This is a genomic window from Shewanella sp. SR43-4 (assembly GCF_014163845.1).
In the GTDB taxonomy this organism is placed as follows: domain Bacteria; phylum Pseudomonadota; class Gammaproteobacteria; order Enterobacterales; family Shewanellaceae; genus Shewanella; species Shewanella vesiculosa.
Window position 1 is genome coordinate 352,742 of the sequence record NZ_JACJEB010000002.1, and the last position, 16,362, is coordinate 369,103.

The 16,362-nt window shown below is 38.6% G+C and carries 12 protein-coding genes and 1 tRNA gene; 5 read left to right on the forward strand and 8 right to left on the reverse strand.

All coding sequences use genetic code 11. The annotated features are described in order from the left end of the window. Positions 1-164: 164 nt before the first annotated feature. Positions 165-240: transfer RNA gene (locus H5123_RS03775), tRNA-Met, on the forward strand. 743 nt (positions 241-983) lie between these two features. On the opposite strand, the gene H5123_RS03780 is transcribed toward H5123_RS03775, so the two are convergent. The 7 genes from H5123_RS03780 to prmB form a co-directional block, all read right to left on the reverse strand. Further along, the gene (locus H5123_RS03780; protein WP_182697070.1) at positions 984-1,346 is read right to left on the reverse strand and encodes a rhodanese-like domain-containing protein; all 363 of its coding nucleotides are present in this window, start codon (positions 1,344-1,346) and stop codon (positions 984-986) included. Positions 1,347-1,720: 374 nt separating this feature from the next. Next, positions 1,721-2,260: an RNA methyltransferase gene (locus H5123_RS03785; protein ID WP_124016329.1), complete on the reverse strand. Its 540-nt coding sequence runs from the start codon at positions 2,258-2,260 to the stop codon at positions 1,721-1,723. A gap of 22 nt (positions 2,261-2,282) precedes the next feature. Beyond that, a complete protein-coding gene (locus H5123_RS03790; RefSeq protein ID WP_124016328.1) occupies positions 2,283-2,561 on the reverse strand; it encodes a YfcL family protein in 279 nt (92 codons plus the stop codon). 3 nt (positions 2,562-2,564) lie between these two features. Further along, on the reverse strand, positions 2,565-3,719 hold the full coding sequence (locus H5123_RS03795; RefSeq protein WP_182697071.1) for an ATP-NAD kinase family protein: 1,155 nt from the start codon (positions 3,717-3,719) through the stop codon (positions 2,565-2,567). A 35-nt stretch (positions 3,720-3,754) separates the two neighbouring features. Next, on the reverse strand, positions 3,755-4,942 hold the full coding sequence (locus tag H5123_RS03800; protein ID WP_124016326.1) for an MFS transporter: 1,188 nt from the start codon (positions 4,940-4,942) through the stop codon (positions 3,755-3,757). Beyond that, a complete protein-coding gene (gene aroC / locus H5123_RS03805; protein ID WP_124016325.1) occupies positions 4,942-6,036 on the reverse strand; it encodes a chorismate synthase in 1,095 nt (364 codons plus the stop codon). The genes H5123_RS03800 and aroC overlap by 1 nt, the downstream gene beginning before the upstream one ends. Before the next feature lie 55 nt (positions 6,037-6,091). Continuing rightward, positions 6,092-7,036 carry a 50S ribosomal protein L3 N(5)-glutamine methyltransferase gene (prmB, locus tag H5123_RS03810; protein ID WP_124016324.1) on the reverse strand — a complete coding sequence of 315 codons (945 nt, stop codon included), beginning with the start codon at positions 7,034-7,036 and terminating at the stop codon, positions 6,092-6,094. A gap of 79 nt (positions 7,037-7,115) precedes the next feature. On the opposite strand from prmB, the gene smrB reads away from it, so the two are divergent. Next, positions 7,116-7,643, forward strand: a complete 528-nt coding sequence (smrB, locus tag H5123_RS03815; RefSeq protein ID WP_124016323.1) for an endonuclease SmrB — start codon at positions 7,116-7,118, stop codon at positions 7,641-7,643. A gap of 85 nt (positions 7,644-7,728) precedes the next feature. On the opposite strand, the gene sixA is transcribed toward smrB, so the two are convergent. Next, complete coding sequence (gene sixA / locus H5123_RS03820; protein WP_182697072.1) at positions 7,729-8,202, reverse strand: phosphohistidine phosphatase SixA; 474 nt, start codon at positions 8,200-8,202, stop codon at positions 7,729-7,731. A gap of 188 nt (positions 8,203-8,390) precedes the next feature. On the opposite strand from sixA, the gene H5123_RS03825 reads away from it, so the two are divergent. The 3 genes from H5123_RS03825 to H5123_RS03835 all read left to right on the forward strand — a co-directional run bounded on the left by H5123_RS03825 (position 8,391) and on the right by H5123_RS03835 (position 16,355). Beyond that, on the forward strand, positions 8,391-11,180 hold the full coding sequence (locus H5123_RS03825; RefSeq protein WP_182697073.1) for an insulinase family protein: 2,790 nt from the start codon (positions 8,391-8,393) through the stop codon (positions 11,178-11,180). A 284-nt stretch (positions 11,181-11,464) separates the two neighbouring features. Next, positions 11,465-15,763: an EAL domain-containing protein gene (locus tag H5123_RS03830; protein ID WP_259395582.1), complete on the forward strand. Its 4,299-nt coding sequence runs from the start codon at positions 11,465-11,467 to the stop codon at positions 15,761-15,763. Between the two features lie 121 nt (positions 15,764-15,884). Beyond that, on the forward strand, positions 15,885-16,355 hold the full coding sequence (locus tag H5123_RS03835) for a hypothetical protein (protein WP_182697075.1): 471 nt from the start codon (positions 15,885-15,887) through the stop codon (positions 16,353-16,355). The last annotated feature ends 7 nt before the right edge of the window (positions 16,356-16,362 follow it).

Consider the following 16,362-nt stretch of genomic DNA (forward strand, 5'->3'; position numbering starts at 1 on the left):
AACAATTGATAGCGTTTTCGGACGCAGGATAGAGCAGATAATATCTTGTCGGGCTCAGCTTTTTATAAATAAAGAGTCGAAGGTCGTAGTTTTTTATCAAGTCCTACTCCCGCAACCATTTCTTTGATCAATAGAATAAAAACAATTGATAGCGTTTTATCGGACGCGGGATGGAGCAGTTGGTAGCTCGTCGGGCTCATAACCCGAAGGTCGTAGGTTCAAGTCCTACTCCCGCAACCATTTTCTATTAGTAAACTTCCTATATTTACCTAACACCTCATCGTAAAATCAATCACTTGTTTGTTGGGCTCAGCTTTTTATAAATAAAGAGTCGAAGGTCGTAGGTTCAAGTCCTACTCCCGCAACCATTTTCTATTAGTAAACTTCCTATATTCATCTAATACCTCATCGTAATGCAACCATTCCCATAGCTAATCACAGCGATTAATGCCCCTTCGGACTCAATACTGTCATTTTTTAGAGGCTTGCTAGAAACTGCTCAATTGTTTTATAGATTAAGTCAGGCTGTCAGAAAAGGTCGTGTAAGTTGGAGCTTCGATAATCGTTAACTCTGTTTTAGGTAAGTTATGATTCAAAAAATAGCATACATCAAAGACATCATCTGCTCCTTATCACCGACAATAATGTGAACCGGAATCGTAATTGCTTCAAGGCTCCCTATAAAATCAAACTTATCACATGCATAAAAATCATTTCACATAACCCTAGGGCCGCAGTCTTTAAGCGCTAAATTAATTTGGGTTCTTAGGGCTCAAAGATATTTTGAGATGTCTATCTTCAATGTAATTCATCAGCCATTGTGCTAGTTAGCTCACAATGGTTAACTTATTACCTTGTGGGGGCTCTGGAAGGTGAAGTGTTACAGCATTATCAAAAAACTGCTGTTGATACTCCCAAACAACACGGTACATCCTCAACCATGCAGAAATATTAACGTCATTGTTAACGTCTTTTTTCTGCTGTTATTTTGATATTGGCAATGCTAATTTCCACCAGCTGAGCATTCCACCTTCAAGTTGATACACATCAGTAAACCCAAACTGTTTAAGCTTTCTAACTCCAGGAATGCTTCGATGGGCAGTGAGACATATAACGACAGTGGTTATCTCTTGTGATAATTGCAGCTGTTTTATCGTGTTAATGGAAAGCGATGTAATGGGCAGGTTTAGCGAACCTTCTATATGCGACTTGTCCCATTCCATTTTTGATCGAACATCTACTATTTGAATGCTATTTTTCTGAAGTCGCTTAAACACCGCTTGGGCGTCCATTTCAGGTACTTTTCCAAATGGTAGCCACTGAGCCAGATTGTTTAATATCGACATGACATACTCCAAATATTGCTGCCTAATGCGTATGCCTAATCAGGCTTGATTGAAAAATATTGATTGGTTCCAAGGCATCAAATGAATAATGGTGACTTTAGGTTTATATCAAAATCACTATCAATGGTCATTATCGATAATCACTATGGTAACCATATCTGCCACATAAGCCAATTCATCAAGCTTTGATTAACATAGATTGTATGGGTATCACTAACGTTAAATCTAACATGAAGCAGCACCTAAGCAATACTCAAGTACCAGAGCTAGCGACTATTTAACATATCTCTACTCTAGTGCTACAGTAATAATAAAAATGCCGAAAGATCTCTCGTTCGGCATTTTTATTATCTAAAATATTGATTTAAATAAAGTTACTTCAACCAATGTTTTACTCTGGTGCGATTATTATTGTCCCGGCTTTGCTTAATTAATTCATCATCGGCTCTAACTTGAGTTGTTTTTGCTAATCGGTCATAAAGCAACACATTCACTGAAGCCGCTAAATTCATACAGCCCACTGTGGGGACGTAGACAACATTCTCAGCAGCATCAATTAATTGCTGTGGAATAGTGCCATCTTCTGGGCCAAATATATAAAACGCATTGTCGGGATGAATAAATAAAGGCAGCGGCGTAGCACCTACTACCAGATCAACACAGACTATCGTCGCCCCTTCTGGCACGCTATCAAGTAGTGATTCGACACCCACCAGAGGAATCCGTTTGGCTGCATCTTTAGTGTCGACATCGTATTGAGCATCTCCTGACTTCGCTGCTAATTCGTAGCGTTTTCCGGTATAGCAAACATTATCAACACCGTAACAGCCTGCTGCACGCATAATACCGCCAACATTAACCGGAGTCTTAGGATTGACTAAACCAATAGTCACTTGCGAAGAAGGATTTACCATAAAAGCTGTTTATCTATTCCAGTTATGCTGCTTGAGCAACAATACGTTGACGTAATTGCTGCCACGCAGCTTCCACTAATGAAAAATCATGTTCATCTAATTCTTCATTTGCCAAGGCAAGGCACTTAACTAATTTTTGATCCAGTGCTGCTAAATCTTGTTCAGCCTCTATTTCTAATTCGGCTAACACAACGGCGACATGGCCTTGTAAATAACCACAAGCAAACAATGCATCATCGTCGCTGTGGCTAACACTGTCTTCAATCCAGGACTCTAATGCTGCATCGTACTGTTCTAACATGTTCTAGTTCTCCACTAAATCTGGGTTGGCTACTTGATACATCACGTAATCATGGTAACCCGTGACTATTTTGTAATAGCCAGTGAGTGCTTTATCTAATTCAGGGTCGCCACTATCCACAATAAGTGGCCTACCTTCAAGTGCTTTTAACTTAGTTTTTGTCGCTAAGATTAAAATATTGTCTTTTTCTATTTGTCTGATGAGATCAGGTGACAACTGCTGATTACCTCGACCTAAAATATGCCCTTGCCCGCCGATTAAAGTGATCACCAGTTTTACGCTGGGATACGTTTTTTTATCCGTAATGAACGTGAGCAGTTGCTGCGCCGTTACATCCTGAGCCACAATCTGTTTATGTTGAATAACATCAACACCGAGCAAGGTATTAGCTAAGCCTAAATCTTCCATTACGGCGGCAACTGTGCTGCCAGACCCCATAATATAAAGTTCATCGTCCATGGATTCAATTATGTCAGCGGCAATGTCGGCCAGCACTAATTCATCGACTTCTTTTCCGCCCATTTTAACGGCTTGTATGTAACGCGGCTCTGCAGGAACCGTCATCTCACCGAATCGTCTCGCTTTTACAATGCCTTGCCTAAACGCAACTTCATCGATATCCATAACATCGGCTGACATCAAACTGACTAACTCACCGTTTAATAGCATACGGACTACTACACCCGATGCATGCGGAGTAATGCCATACACTCCAGAATGAATTTTCACTCCAGCGGGAACGCCCAGTACAGGGAAAGAATCATCAACTACAGCGTAAATATCACGAGCAGTACCATCACCACCGGCAAATAACAGCAAATCTAATTGATGCTCAAGTAAGCATTTAACCGCTTGCTGTGTATCTAGCGCAGATGTTTTTTCAGCAGAGCGAGTCTCAATAGCGCGATACACCTCTTGAGTGCTAAAGCCCATTTGGCGACATAACAACCCGCCCATGTCACCAGATGCGGTAATAATATCGATTTGTTCAGCAAACGGTAAAATGACATCCAAAGCCTGTTGCATACGTTGTTGTGCTTTAGGTATGGCGCCTTTAGCTAAGGCTTCATTAGCTACTCCATCAGAGCCTTTTAAGCCGACACTCCCGCCTAAACCAGCGAGTGGATTAATGATAATTCCTAAGCGAAAACGTTTCACATCAACTCCTTGCTATAACGACAATACTGTTTTAATTAACCTTGAGCAGTGGTTGTATTTGTAGCTGCTTCACCATTGATGTTGGGGATCATCAGTACCGCAAACATTGATAGCAATGCACAGCTTGCAGCAAATACCCACACCCACATGGTTTGACTACCATCGCCCCAAATCATGCCGCTTATCCATGTACCTAGTGCACCGCCCACCCCAAAACTAACACTGGCATATAATGCCTGCCCAGTGCTGCGGTGACTGACATTAAAATGCCGATGAATAAAATGAATTGATGCTGCATGCACTAAGCCAAAGGTAAATGCATGTAATAATTGGCTGACGATTAATAATGAAACATGTTCAACGCCAAACGCTAACAGTAACCAGCGAACCGAAGTCAGCAAAAGACTCACCACCAGTAACACTCGAATACCATATTGGCGGATAAGACGCGATGAATAGAAAAAGATCACAATTTCAGCTAAAACGCCTAAAGCAACCAGTATTCCTGCAATTGTTTCAGAGTAGCCGACCTGTTTTAAATACAATACAAAGAAGCCATAAAATGGCCCTACACTCATCTGCAATAACATTGCCGATAACATAAACCACACTAATGATGCATCAAATGTCAGCTTGGGCCGTTCAGATTTATTGACCACCACACTGCGATTAGCGGGTAATGGGAGCGAGCAAGCAAATAAACCTAAAAATAATATCATCCCCATATAAGGCAATACTTCTGGCCCCCAGTGATCAATTGCCAGGCCACCACTGATCACCAGCACGATATATCCCACACTGCCCCAACTGCGAATAGCCCCATAACGCTCTGCTTTATCACCTAAGGTTTCTAAGGTAATGACTTCTAATTGAGCAAGAATCGAATTCCAAAAGAAGGTATAAATAGCCAGACTGACCGCGAGATATATGAAGCTACCATCAAAGAAAAAACTGGTGTAAGTAATCGCAGCGGCAAAGGAGCCGAGCTTAATCAGTTCTGAGCGCATACCGGTGCGATCAGCAACAGCAGCCCACACATTAGGCGCAACAATTCGAGTCGCCATCAGTATTGCCAAGAGAAAACCAATTTCTTGGGCATTGAATCCTCGACTATCAAAGAAAACGCCCAAATAGGGAACCATAATGCCGAGAATGGAAAAAAAGAAAAAATAACAAGCGCCGAGCCAGCGTAAATCTGGCTCGGCGCGCTTAACTGAGGACATTAGCGCATTCCGATAACTGGCGTTTGACTGGTTACATCATGGTTTTGAGCACGATGTCTTAATAAATGATCCATTAAAACAATGGCTAGCATCGCTTCAGCAATAGGAACTGCACGAATGCCCACACAAGGATCATGGCGACCTTTGGTGATCATCTCAATACTCTCGCCCTGCACTGTAATGCTTTGGCCTGGCACGCTAATGCTTGAGGTGGGTTTTAACGCAATATGGGCAACGACTGGCTGACCAGATGAAATTCCACCCAAAACGCCACCAGCATGATTAGAGGCAAAACCTTGTGGAGACATTAAGTCGCGACCTTCGGAACCTTTTTGAGTAACAACCCCGAAGCCATCACCAATTTCAACACCTTTAACCGCATTAATGCCCATTAATGCATGGGCAATGTCGGCATCGAGACGGTCAAATACTGGTTCGCCTAAACCCACTGGTACGCCAGTCGCGACAACGGTAACTTTGGCACCAATTGAGTCGCCGGATTTGCGCAAGCCACGCATATACTCATCTAATGCTTCTAATTTAGCGGCATCAGGAAAGAAAAATGCATTTTGTTCAATTTGAGCTAAATCGATAGTCTCAGCACAAATAGGTCCTAATTGAGCAAGGTAGCCATAAATTTCAATGCCATGAACTTGCTTGAGATATTTTTTAGCTACGGCACCCGCGGCAACACGCATTGCGGTTTCACGCGCAGACGAACGGCCACCGCCACGGTAATCACGCATGCCGTACTTTTGCTGATAAGTATAATCAGCATGACCGGGACGGAAGGTGTCTTTAATATCGGAGTAATCTTGGCTGCGTTGATCGGTATTTTCAATCAATAAACCAATAGAGGTGCCAGTGGTTTTGCCTTCAAACACACCTGACAAAATTCTCACTTCATCAGCTTCCCGACGAGCAGTAGTATATCGAGACGTGCCAGGACGACGGCGATCTAAATCATGCTGCATATCTTCAACTGTTAACTCAAGTCCTGGCGGACAGCCGTCAATAATACAACCTAACGCGACACCATGGCTTTCACCAAAAGTTGTCACCACAAAATTTTGACCGATACTATTTCCTGACATGAGCGTTAACTACCTCTATTTAAATTTACAGTAATGCGTTTGCTGTACCTGCCTATTATTCACTATCTTTATAGATGGCGAAAAGTGATTCATTTTCAACTAGCTGATCACGGGTCAATACAAACACACCATCACCGCCAAATTCAAAATCAACCCAAGTAAACGGCATATCCGGATACTGCTCAATCAAATGCACCATTGAATTACCTACTTCAACGACCAGTAAACCGGTTTCGGTAAGATAATCTGCTGCATTAGCTAAGATACGCTTGGTTAAATCTAAGCCATCATTACCAGACGCTAATCCGATCGCAGGTTCGTGATGATACTCTTCTGGCATGTCACCAATATCTTGGGCATCTACATATGGCGGGTTAGAAACAATTAAGTCGTAATGTGGGCCTTTAGAAATAGCCGAGAATAAATCAGATTGCATAGGGAAAACACGATCTAACACGCCCAATGACTCAATATTAATCTGAGCAACTTCAAGCGCATCTTCACTAATATCTAATGCGTCCACTTCTGCATCTTCAAATGCATAAGCACAAGCAATGGCAATACAAGCACTGCCAGTACATAAATCCATAATGCGATTAACTGGCTTGTTGTATAACCAAGGGCTAAATTGATTATTAATCATTTCAGCAATCGGTGAACGCGGTACAAGCACGCGTTCATCAACATAAAATTCAAGCCCGGCAAAATTGGCTTTATTGGTTAAATACGGTACAGGTAAACGCTCACGAACTCGACGAATGATTAATTCAACGATTTTGTGTTTTTCGCTACTGGTTAAATTACTTAAAATAACTTGCTGGCCGATTTCTTCAGGTAAGTGTAGAGCATGAAAAACCAATGCAATCGCTTCATCCCAAGCATTATCCGTTCCGTGGCCATAATAAATATTGGCATCATTAAAACGGCTAACAGCCCAACGTAACATATCAGCGATGGTACTTAACTCAGTGACAGCTTCATCTACAAAGATCTTATCCAAAACACACTCCTTAAAAATTGTTCTGCGCTATTGTAACTGATGTCTATTAAGATGACCTAGAATTCAATACAATACGCTTATGAAACACGATAATTATGCAGACTCATCGCTGTTTAGTGCATTAATCGCAGATATCAAACCGCTACGGCAAGATACTCACCACTTTAAACAGCCAGTCAAAGCCAAACAACAGTTCGAAACCAAAGAACGTCAGATTCATGCTGATAGTTATTTTTCGGACATATATCAGCCGCTTATGCCGGTCGATGGACCTATGCGCTGGATTAATTCCAACACAGATAAACATGAATTGAAACGTTTAAGACGCGGGGACTATTCACCCGACCTATTGTTAGATTTACATGGAATGCGACAAGCAGAAGCTAAACTTGAATTAGCGGCACTGATTCAAGCATGCGTTAAGCAAAGCATAATATGTTGCAGTGTAATGCACGGTTATGGAATGGGAATTTTAAAGCAACAAACGCCAATGTGGCTAGCACAACATCCAAACGTAAAAGCTTTTCACCAAGCACCAAAAGAATGGGGCGGTGATGCAGCGTTGTTAGTATTGATTGATATTGGTGATCATCCTCACCGACGTTAATTTGAGAAAATAAGCGCGGACAGTAAAAAGGTAAGTAATCACTTACCTTTTTTGCAAACTGGTTTTATTCAACACGCAATTACCATTACACAACAACTTGATGTGGTGCTGTCATTGCTACGAAACTGGCATTTTGAGCATGTTTGTCAATATGAGCCACTGCAGAAGTAGCAAACAAAGGCGGTTCCATACCAGCCACAAGCTCACTAACCATAAAGCCTAAAAGAGGCATATGAGCAATAACCAAGACATTATCTGCCTTATATTGTTCGGCATAAGCTAAGACAAGATCAACCGCTCTTATTGCATCACCGGAAGGAGTAACATCGTCAAGTACCAGCAACTTACGCGGTTCAGGTAAGTGTTTACTGACTTTTTGCCATGTTTGCTGAGATCGTAAATACGGACTCACAATCACCAAGTCAAAATGACTGACTTGTCTTGCTAACCAATTAGCCATATCGCCCGTCTGAATTCGACCATTGTCAGTTAACTTTCGTTCTCTGTCTGACGGTGCATTCAAACTCGCTTCACCATGGCGCATCAAAAATAGCTGCATACTTCTCTCAAGATATTTTTATTCTCATTATGACCCAATTGTAGCGTTAATCCTCGTAACAACAAACCTAGAATTAAGCATATTAAGATAAACTTTAGTCGATAATAGGATAAAACTGCCCAAGGTAATTTGCTAAAAAGTAATAACAAGATCAATATATAACAAGTTATCTTTTCTGGAGCCTCCTCTTGCCTGAATTTCCAGCAGTTTATAAAAGCCAAAATGATCATCGCCAGTACCAATATCGAGTGTTAAATAACCAACTCAAAGTACTGCTGGTTGAAGATATGCAATCAAATCAAGCCGCTGCTTCTATGGCGGTGAGTGTTGGTCATTTTGACGATCCGGTTGAGCGTCCTGGTATGGCACATTTTCTTGAACATATGTTGTTTTTAGGGACTGAAAAATATCCAGACTCAGGCGAGTATCATGCTTACATTAATCAACATGGCGGCAGTAATAATGCATGGACAGGTACTGAACAAACAAATTTTTTCTACAGTATTAACGCTGAAGCCTTAGAAGGTTCACTAGACAGATTTAGCCAATTTTTCATTGCACCTAAGTTTGATTTAGAGCTGGTTGATAGAGAAAGGCAAGCAATCGAATCTGAATTCGGTTTGAAATTAAAAGATGACATTCGCCGTGTTTATCAAGTCCAAAAAGAAACCGTTAACCCAAAGCATCCGTTTTCAAAATTCTCTGTAGGTAACCAAAAAACCTTAGCAGGCAAACAAGCAGGCATAAGAGATGAACTGCTGGCTTTTTATCAACAACATTACAGCGCAAATATCATGACATTGTGCGTGGTCGCCCCCTGCCCTATAGCCAAACTAGAAAGCATTGTTGAGCAATACTTTTCAAACATCCTCAATAGAAATGTAAGTAAACACTATCCTTGTGAAGCTTTAATAACACAGGCTGAACAACAAAAGCACATACAAATAATACCGTTAAAAGATCAAAAACGAGTCAGTATTAGTTTTTCCCTGCCAGAGATAGACCAATTTTATAAACGTAAACCGCTTACATTTATCAGCCACTTACTCGGTAATGAAAGTCCGGGAAGTTTGCTTTCGTATTTAAAAATACATGGGCTAGCCAATAATTTATCTGCGGGCGGTGGTGTTAACGGCTACAACTTTAAAGATTACTCAATCAGCATACAATTAACCGACAAAGGATTGATAGAACTTGATGAAGTGGTTAGTTGTGTTTTTGAATACATCGAGCTAATTAAACAGCAAGGTATTCAAGCGTGGCGTTACCAAGAACGAGCCAACTTACTTGATACGGCATTTCGGTTTCAAGAACAAATTAAAACCTTGGATCTAGCGAGTCATCTTAGTATTAACATGCACCATTACGATATTGAAGACATTATCTATGGCGACTATCGTATGGATGAGATGCTCGAGGATGAAACTACACAACTGCTTGGCATGATGTCGGTGAGCAATATGCGTTTGCTCACGGTAGCGAAAGAGTCTCAAGTCGATAGTCACGCTGACTGGTACAACACTCCTTATCAAGTTAGAGCATTACAGCCCCAGCAAATCGCAAAATGGTCATTAGTCTCCATAAGAGATGAGCTCAAGCTGCCTGAAAAAAATCCGTTTATTGTCGCCAATCCGCAAGCTCGAGCAAACAAAAGCAATACACAAGTACCAACCATTGTTGCTGAAGGCGAAGGTTATCGCATTTGGCATAAAAAAGATGATGAATTTAATGTCCCTAAAGGGCATTTATATTTATCTCTAGACTCAGAGCAAGCTAGCTCAACACCAAGACAAGCAGCATTAACAAGACTGTACGTTGAAATGCTAATTGATTACCTAGCAGAACCAACATACCAAGCAGAGGTTGCTGGGCTTAACTATAATATTTACCCCCACCAAGGTGGTATTACTCTGCATTTAACCGGTTTTACTGGTAACCAAGAAAAACTGCTCACTCTAATCATCAATAAAGCCCGCGAGCGTAACTTTACCGAGCAACGCTTTAACATGATTAAAAATCAGATATTACGTAGTTGGAATAACGTTGCTCAAGCCAAACCGATATCACAGTTATTTACCAGCCTAACCGTGACACTGCAAAAAAGAAGTTTTGAACCGGCCAGAATGGCTGAAGAACTTACGCTGCTAAGCCTTGATGATTTACATCAACATGTAAGTGTATTTTATGAAAAAATTTATCTTGAAGGCCTAGTATACGGTGACTGGCTGGTTGAAGAAGCGCAGCAACTAGGCAAGCGCTTACAGCATTTATTATCATTAGTCACAAAACCAAGCGCAGAAGCATCACGCGAATTGATTAATCTGGATAAAAGAGGTTCATTACTGCGGGAGAAAACAATTGCTCATCAAGATAGCGCGATTATTGTTTACTATCAGTCCCGAAAGGCGACTCCCGAACGTGTTGCATTATTCAGTTTATTAAACCATACAATGTCATCAACCTTTTTTCATGAACTGCGCACCAAACAGCAATTGGGCTATATGGTGGGAACAGGTTATTTACCGTTAAACAGACACCCTGGAATAATTTTTTATGTGCAGTCTCCTACTACGGGGCCAAGGCAACTTCTTGAAGCTATAGATGAATTCATCGCTGACTTTAATTATGCAGTGATGCAAATAACGAATGAACAATGGGAAAGCACCAAGCAAGGCATGATTAGCCAAATCATGGAACACGATACCAACCTAAAAACCCGCAGCCAACGCTACTGGGTAAGCTTAGGTAATCGAGACTATAAATTTAATCAACGTGAATTGGTCGTATCGGAAGTCGAAAAGCTCACCAGAGCAGACTTGATTAAGTTTATGGTTGCGCACATGCGCAGTAAAGATTGTGATCGTTTAGTCCTATTTAACAGTGGAGATCAACATCACAATCAAGCAAGCTTAAGTTCAGATAATATGATCGAAGACTTAAAAACATTTAAACAGCAAGCTGATAAATTTCAGTTTTAGCAAATGTCTCTAGCTAAAAGGCGTCATATACCAAGTAGGCTACGATTATGTTAACAAATCGTCTTAGCTACAATTAATAGTACGAAATACCAAATAAAACTTTCGTATTAGTTAACCAGTTGATTAAAAAATAGTTATTTAAGCATTTTATGGTAATAATTGCCTAATATTCTATCAATCAGACCTTTTTTGTTAACATGCTTTTGACAAACCTCTTAGTTTCTGAAAAAGTAGACAAATCATCGACTTCTTTGCGGCATCGAAAGAGAATAAGTATAAAAATTATGCCTAAAATTTTACTCTTCATATGTGTTTATTTATGTTCTATCTACAGCATTTCAGTAAATGCATCTGTGGATAGTGATCTTGTGAATTCTAATTTTGATATCGAATTAAATTTCGAATCATACACCGTATCAGAAGGTCTTTCTCAAGGCACTGTAACGAGTATTATTGAAGATGAAGATGGATATATATGGATTGGAACGATAAATGGTCTCAATCGATTTGATGGTCTACATTTCAAACACTTTTATGCTGATGAAAACTCAGGATTACCGAGTTCTTTCATTCGAAATTTAACTATTGATAAGTTGGGTCGTATTATCATTGGTACTGACAAAGGTTTAGTTATTTATAATAGTGATAAAGAAAATTTTGAGAAAACTGAAATCGACGAAGCCATAAAGGATGAACAGATTTGGTCATTAAGTCATGATAATGATGGATATATTATTGGACTGAAAAATAAAATAATAATTTTAGATGATAACTTAAAAAATATAAAATATAGTTTCACCAACAACAAAATAAAAGAAATTAAAAGAGCTTTTATACTGAACAATAGCATTTTAATAAGAAATTATGATGGGGTTATATATGAAATAAAAGATAACTTAGTCAAAGTAATATCTGAAAAAAGTATTGACATTATAAAAAACGATCAACAAATATTAATTTCGAAAGAGTCAGGACTATATAGCTACAAAGATGGTTTTTTAGAAAAAATATCAGAGAAGAAGTTTGATAACTTATTTTCAGAAAAAGAAAGAGATATTCTTGCGATAAGTGATAATGAATTAGACGTAATATCTCAAGATGGATCAATATCAAAAATTGGTATAATCAACAATAAAAGTTTCCAATCAAAAAGTAAATATATATCAAGAGGTGATGATAAAATATTCATATCAGATCTAAACAAAGGGTTTTATATAATTAAATCTGATGCCAATTATGTTAAAAAACTGAAATCCAATATAAAAAATGTTTGGTCTATGACTAACAATAAAAAAAATATTTTTATTGTTAGTGATGACCAAGTCATTTATAAATATTCAATGGATTTTAAATTGATATCAAAAATAAAAATGGATATTCCTTCAGGATCAATATTTTTAATTGCTAGCAATGATAACCTTTATGTAGGCACCACAGAGAAATTACTATCATTAAACTTGGCGACAAATAAGATAGTCAAAATAACTGATGGTCATATTACCCATCTAAATAAGAAAAATGACAACACCTTCATCGCAGGTACATTTGATGGTGATATATTTGAATTTAACGACAACAATGAAATTACCAATAAAATTGATACAAATATAAATTATCCTATTCATGATACTTTGATGGTAGATTCGAAATTATGGATAGCATCACAAGATGGAATATTCATAAGCGATGGTAATAAATATACAAAAATATTTAATGATGATCTCTCGATAAATTTGATGAGATTAGATAATAAAGTTATTTTTGGTACTAGAACATCTTTATACTCAATCAACAAAGATGATTTAACAATCAAAGAAATAATTAAAAACAAAAAAATTACTTATTCAATAAATAAAATCAAAAACATAGTCGTATCCAACTCTAACGGTGAAATAAATCTATTATACAATGAAAATATTTACACATTAAATGAATCTAATGGTGTACTTGAAGACTATAATGTTCAATCTGCAATGGTAATCGATGATAATTTATTTCTAGGTGGCACTACTGGAATTAGTTTAATCGAACCACAAAAGCTTATTAGCCAAATTAATGATGAACAACAATACAAAGTTCAACTTCAAGACCTTCTATTATTTAATAGCTCGGTTCCAATAGATGGTAAAATATTAAATAAATCAATAAACAATCAAAAAGAAATAACACTGAGGTATTCTGACTATCCATTCTCAATAAAGTTTAATATTAATGGATATAAAAGTAATCGATTTGAATTTTACTATTACCTAGAAGACTTAGAAAAACAATGGGTTCCTGCCAAAGAAAATAATTCTGCTACATATACTAACTTATCGCAAGGGAGTTATACATTTAAAGTCCATGGTATTGATCTTCTCACAAAAAAAACAACCGAAACAAAAATTCTAAAAATCCAAATAACACCACCTTGGTGGTTATCAATTGAAGCAAAAGTTTTTTATGCCATATTAATCCTATCCATAATTATATTTTTAATAAAATCAATTAATCGACGTAGACAAATCCAAAAACAAATAGCCCAAAGCGAAGAGCGGTTAAAACTGTCTTTGTGGGGAAGTGGCGATGAGATGTGGGACTGGGATATTGAAAGTGGCAAAATTTACCGTTCGAATATCTGGGGCTCTTTAGACTTCCCTCAAGACGGTCGTCGCTCGGGTAATCCTGATGAAGAAAGTAATATCCACCCTCTTGATAGAGAACGGGTGACCAAAGCGTTAAATGATCACTTTAGCGCACTGACAGACCATTTTGAAATAGCATATCGAGTCAAAGCACGTAACCAGCAATGGATATGGATTTTAGATAGAGCAAAAATTGTCGAGCGCGATCAAAAAGATCGACCTTTGCGTATGACTGGCACGATTAAAGACATCAATAATATAAAACAAGCAGAAGAGCAATTGCGTTTATTTGCAAGAGCTATTGAAAATATCTCTGAGGGGATGTTTATTCTTGATGAAAAATATCAATTTGTTGAAGTAAATGAAGCTTGCTGCGAACTCAGTGAATTAACAAGAGAAAAATTTGTCGATGAAATACTCAACTTCACTCGCTACCCAGCGAGCTATTCTGAACAAATAAGAAACTTACTAAAACAACAAGGTCGTTGGAGCGGCGAAATTGAAGCCAGTAAAGGTAAAGATAATTTCTTCTTAATGGAGCTAACCATTGATGCCATCTACAATGAACAAGGCGAAACCAGCCATTATGTCGGTGTTTTCTCAGATATAACGCGTCGTAAACAACAGGAAGAAGAGCTCAGAAAGCTGACTAACAATGACTTACTTACCGGTTTACCTAATCGCTCTAGTTTGCAAGTCACACTGAGTAACCTAGTCAAAAAAGATATTCATCATACGTTAATGGTGCTTGATTTAGATAATTTTAAGCGTATTAACGATTCTTTAGGCCATCAGATTGGTGATGATTTATTAATTGGTGTAGCAGAGCGAATTAAATTAGCCATTCCCAAACATGCCAGCCTATATCGCCTTGGAGGAGATGAATTTGCCTTACTCGTCGATCAACATCCTGATATAGGTGCATGCGCCGCCATTGCCACACAAGTGATTAATTGTTTAAAGCCGGCTTTTATTCTTAATAATGATTCACTCGTACTCGGTATTAGTATTGGTATTGTACTTTACCCTGAAGATGAGCAAAACGAGCAAGCATTATTACGTAAAGCAGACATCGCCATGTATCACGCAAAATCTGGTGGTGGTAATCGCTATCAGTTCTATTCAGAATCATTAAACCAAAACGCATTACGTCAACTTGAAATAGAAACCTTAATCAGAGAAGCACTCAAAGACGATTTATTTGAAGTCTATTACCAACCTAAAATTGATGTGAAGAAAGATCGTCTCACCGGTATGGAAGCATTGGTAAGATTAAATCATCCTAAATTAGGCTTGATAGGACCGAATGAATTTATTCCTTTAGCCGAAGAAAATGGTTTGATTGTTGAAATTGGTGACGTGGTGCTAAGAAAAGCTTGCTTTGCCGCGCAAAAATGGCTCGAATCAGGCCTGTTTAGTGGCAGAGTTGCTGTCAATTTATCGTCAAGGCAATTTGCTCTTCCTGATCTGCAACAACGAATAGAGTCAATTTTACGACTCACAAAATTACCAGCTAAACACTTAGAACTTGAGATCACTGAAGGGACTGTGATTAAAAATCCAGAGCAAGCGATTAAGGTGATGCAACAATTAGCAAAAATGGGCGTTAGCTTGGCACTTGACGACTTTGGTACCGGTTACTCCTCTTTGTCATATCTAAAAAGATTCCCGATTAACTGCTTAAAAATTGATAAAACCTTTGTCGATGACATTGATAAATCCGACCGAGATCTCAAGATGGTCGATTCAATTATTACCATAGCCCACAATATGGGACTGACTGTGGTAGGTGAAGGTGTAGAACAAACGGCTCAATTAAACATTTTAAAAGCACTTAATTGTGAGGAAATTCAAGGGTATATATACAGCAAACCTATTAGAGAAGCCGACTTTGAGCTAATGCTTGCTGCCGATAAACTTAAGTTTAATACCATCAACGAAATCCAAATAAAAAAATAAATCACTCTCTCTTATATTTGGCATAACAAATGCAAATACAAGTTCAGTTGTCAAAATAATATTGTTATTTAACCCTGAGCCTGAATTACTAAATATAAGAGAGATTAAAATGATTAAAGGAATGATTACAGTAGCAGTTTTATCTGCGTTATCTACTAGTGCAATATCAACAATCAAGGATGTAGACTCACAGCATACTGGATTTCCTAACATTAAGGTCCTCGATACCCAAACGGCTGGTTTTCCTAACATCAAAGTCCTCGATACCCAAACCGCTGGATTTCCTAACATCAAAGTCCTCGACACCCAAACGGCTGGATTTCCTAACATTAAGGTCCTCGATACCCAAACCGCTGGATTTCCTAACATCAAAGTCCTCGATACCCAAACGGCTGGATTTCCTAACATCAAAGTCCTCGATACCCAAACCGCTGGATTTCCTAACATTAAGGTCCTCGATATCCAAACCGCTGGATTTCCTAACATCAATTTCCTCGATACCCAAACCGCTGGATTTCCTAACATTAAGTTCATCGATACCCAAACCGCTGGATTTCATAACATCAATGTGATCGATACACAAATGGCTTGAGTTCCAA

Coding starts and splice junctions, on each gene's coding strand:
- H5123_RS03780 (WP_182697070.1), bottom strand. CDS start 1,346: ATGTCGATATTAAACAATCTGGCTCAGTGGCTACCATTTGGAAAAGTA.
- H5123_RS03785 (WP_124016329.1), bottom strand. CDS start 2,260: ATGGTAAATCCTTCTTCGCAAGTGACTATTGGTTTAGTCAATCCTAAG.
- H5123_RS03790 (WP_124016328.1), bottom strand. CDS start 2,561: ATGTTAGAACAGTACGATGCAGCATTAGAGTCCTGGATTGAAGACAGT.
- H5123_RS03800 (WP_124016326.1), bottom strand. CDS start 4,942: ATGTCCTCAGTTAAGCGCGCCGAGCCAGATTTACGCTGGCTCGGCGCT.
- aroC (WP_124016325.1), bottom strand. CDS start 6,036: ATGTCAGGAAATAGTATCGGTCAAAATTTTGTGGTGACAACTTTTGGT.
- smrB (WP_124016323.1), top strand. CDS start 7,116: ATGAAACACGATAATTATGCAGACTCATCGCTGTTTAGTGCATTAATC.
- sixA (WP_182697072.1), bottom strand. CDS start 8,202: ATGCAGCTATTTTTGATGCGCCATGGTGAAGCGAGTTTGAATGCACCG.
- H5123_RS03830 (WP_259395582.1), top strand. CDS start 11,465: ATGCCTAAAATTTTACTCTTCATATGTGTTTATTTATGTTCTATCTAC.
- H5123_RS03835 (WP_182697075.1), top strand. CDS start 15,885: ATGATTACAGTAGCAGTTTTATCTGCGTTATCTACTAGTGCAATATCA.